The organism is Dietzia cercidiphylli (assembly GCF_014145145.1).
In the GTDB taxonomy this organism is placed as follows: Bacteria; Actinomycetota; Actinomycetes; order Mycobacteriales; family Mycobacteriaceae; genus Dietzia; species Dietzia natronolimnaea.
On record NZ_JAALEA010000517.1, the window covers coordinates 1 to 2682 of the forward strand.

A 2682-nucleotide genomic window follows, 5' to 3' on the forward strand; every position below is an offset into this window, starting at 1 on the left:
TCCACCGGGGCGGGGCGAACAGCCGCGTCCGCAGGCCCATGTCGGCCATGATGCGGTCGGCGGCGGCCAGTCGCACGGCGGCCTCCGCGGGGCCGATGGAGGCGAACTCGGGTCGGCGCGGCCTGGTGGCGGCCTCGTCGTAACCACCCAGCACGATCGCATCACCCCGGCTCCGGCGATGACGCAGCCATTCCTGCGTGGCCCGGTCGTCCGCCATCCGGTACTCGCTCCCCCGCCGCGGCGCGACGAGCAGCGACACGGGGACGGAGCGGCGTTGGAGCTCGCCCACCATGTCCACGGCGTCGTCGAGCGAGGAGTCGCGCAGGCCGGAGACGGAGACGATGAGGCGCGGGGTCATGCGGGCATCATCGCAGGCGTCCGTGACGACACGACGACGACGAGGTGTACGTCATATTGCCGGGCCGGCGCGGTGGCCCCGGCCCGGCGATCGCGCCAGCCGGAACCCGGTCACACCGGCAGGACGTCCTCGAGGGCGTCGACCAGCTCGGAGGCGCCGGGCTCCACCTTGGGCCGGAAGCGTCCCACGACCTCCCCCGAAGGCGAGAGCAGGAACTTCTCGAAGTTCCACTGCACGTCGCCGGCCTCACCGTCGGCGTCGGCCACCTTGGTGAGCTCGGCGTACAGGGGATGGCGCTGCGGGCCGTTGACGTCGACCTTGGCCGCCAGCGGGAAGGTGATGCCGTACTTCTCGCGAGTGAACTCCTTGATGGCATCCTCGTCCCCGGGCTCCTGACCCGAGAACTGGTTGCACGGGAAGCCCAGGACGAACAGTCCGCGGTCGCGGTAGTCGTCGGCCAGCTCCTGCAGCCCCTCGTACTGCGGGGTCAGGCCGCACTCGCTGGCGACGTTGACCACCAGGACCGCGTGGCCCGCGTAGTCACCGAGGCTGGCCTGCTCGCCGTCGATGGTGGTGAAGGTGATGTCGTGGACGCTTCCGCTGCTCATGTGACCAGCCTACTCACAACAGGACATTGACAAATCGTTGGGTTTTCCCAACACTTAGATGCATGAGCCCAGTCCGACGGGGAGAAAAGCTCCCCCTCCACAACCGGATCGCCGTCCTGCGGGCCGAACACCGCCTGAGCCGGGCGGCACTCGCCGAGCAGATCGAGGTCAACCCCCAGACCGTGGGGGCGCTCGAGAGAGGCGACCACTACCCGAGCCTGGATCTGGCCTTCCGGATCTGCGCGGTCTTCGACCTGCCCGTCGAGGCCGTGTTCTCCCGCGAGGAGTTCCAGCCGATGTCCGCCGAGATCTACCGCCGCACCCGAGAGGACCGATCATGAGCACTCACACCGAGACCCTCCGTACAGGCGAGACTCTGACGGCCGCGGAGCGCCGCTACGAGAAGCTGCTCGCCCGCACCGAGGGCAGCCTGCGCTCGTGGCGCACCCCGCAGCGCCGCCGCCTGCTCGTCCGCCTCAACTGGGTCTGCATCGTCGTCATGACCGCGATCGCGGTGGCGGGGTACTTCTGGCTGCCCATCGTGATCGCGTGGCTCCCCATGACGGTCGCGATCTGCACCGTGTGGACGATGCTGCGCACGGTGATCGATGTGAAGGACTCTGCCCCGGCCCGCTACCTCGATGAATTCGAGACGCAGACACTGCTTCAGGCCCGGTCCACCGCGCTGTCGGCGCTCGTCGGCATCTGCTTCGTCATCGGGCTAGTCCTGATCTGGGTGTCGACCACCGAGATGGGCAACGGCCACCGGCTCGCCTATTCGATGGGCGGCCTCGCGATCCTGGCGGTCTTCGTCGGCGGAGTCATCCCCGCTTCCGCGATGGCGGGCACCATGGCCCCCGAAGACACCGACGACCTCGCGGACCCCGTCACCGCCGACGACCACTGACCACCACTCGCCACCACAGCCGCGCGCAACACCTGCAGCCGCTCACGTTATTTCGTGGGCGGCTGCAGCGTGTGCGCGCGGCTGCCGAACTGGCCGGGCCGGCACTGCCGAACTGGGCGGGCCGGCGCGGCCGGACTAGGAGACTGCTGAACAAAGGACGTGGCTCGCCTGCGGTGTTGGTGCCGGTTTGAAATGATGTGCCTCATGCAGGGTGAGTCGGATCGGCAGCGGGAACTGTTGGATGTGGAGTCGGTGGCGGGGCATCTGCTCGAGCCCGGCAGTGTGTTCGCGTTGCTGGCCGAGCATCGTGACCGCCTGTTTCCGGCGGAGTTGTTCGCAGATCTGTTTCCCTCGGGCCGGGGTCGGCCGTCGATCCCGGGTGAGGTGATCGCCTCGGTCATCGTGCTGCAAGCGCTGTTCGGCCACTCGGACCGTGAGGCGGTCGATGCGTTGACGTTTGATCTGCGGTGGAAGGCCGCGTGCGGGTATGCGGTCGATGCGAAGGGGTTCGATTCGTCGACGTTGACCTACTGGCGGCGCCGGTTGGCGGCCAGTGACCGACCGCAGCGGATCTTCGAGGTGGTGCGCCAGGTCATCGCCGAGACCGGGGCGGTCAAGACCAAGACCCGCCGCGCCCTGGATTCGACGGTCTTGGATGACGCGGTGGCCCGTCAGGACACGATCACCCAACTCATCGCCCAGATCCGTCGGGTCGGCCGCGAGGTGCCGGGTGCGAAGGAACTGATCGCCTGCGAGTGCACCCGGCTGGCGGCAGTGTGCGGGCAGGACTACACCGCGCCCGGTAAGCC

The 2682-nt window shown here is 68.5% G+C and carries 5 protein-coding genes; 3 read left to right on the forward strand and 2 right to left on the reverse strand.

All coding sequences use genetic code 11. From position 1 onward, the window contains the following. Both G6028_RS16610 and G6028_RS16615 read right to left on the reverse strand, forming a co-directional pair. On the reverse strand, positions 1–358 hold a 358-nt coding region (locus tag G6028_RS16610; RefSeq protein ID WP_182659529.1), incomplete at its 3' end, for a DUF2334 domain-containing protein. 110 nt (positions 359–468) lie between these two features. Next, positions 469–966, reverse strand: coding sequence for a glutathione peroxidase (locus G6028_RS16615; RefSeq protein ID WP_182659530.1), 498 nt, complete (start codon positions 964–966; stop codon positions 469–471). A gap of 62 nt (positions 967–1028) precedes the next feature. On the opposite strand from G6028_RS16615, the gene G6028_RS16620 reads away from it, so the two are divergent. The 3 genes from G6028_RS16620 to G6028_RS16630 form a co-directional block, all read left to right on the forward strand. Then, positions 1029–1307, forward strand: a complete 279-nt coding sequence (locus G6028_RS16620) for a helix-turn-helix transcriptional regulator (RefSeq protein ID WP_182659531.1) — start codon at positions 1029–1031, stop codon at positions 1305–1307. Further along, positions 1304–1873, forward strand: coding sequence for a hypothetical protein (locus G6028_RS16625; protein ID WP_182659532.1), 570 nt, complete (start codon positions 1304–1306; stop codon positions 1871–1873). Before G6028_RS16620 ends, G6028_RS16625 begins: the two co-directional genes overlap by 4 nt. A gap of 204 nt (positions 1874–2077) precedes the next feature. Continuing rightward, a partial coding sequence (locus G6028_RS16630; protein WP_182659533.1) for a transposase occupies positions 2078–2682 on the forward strand: 605 nt, incomplete at its 3' end.

What these genes read in the sequence shown, in the direction of transcription:
- G6028_RS16615 (WP_182659530.1), bottom strand. Translation starts at nt 966, where the DNA reads ATGAGCAGCGGAAGCGTCCACGACATCACCTTCACCACCATCGACGGC.
- G6028_RS16620 (WP_182659531.1), top strand. Translation starts at nt 1,029, where the DNA reads ATGAGCCCAGTCCGACGGGGAGAAAAGCTCCCCCTCCACAACCGGATC.
- G6028_RS16625 (WP_182659532.1), top strand. Translation starts at nt 1,304, where the DNA reads ATGAGCACTCACACCGAGACCCTCCGTACAGGCGAGACTCTGACGGCC.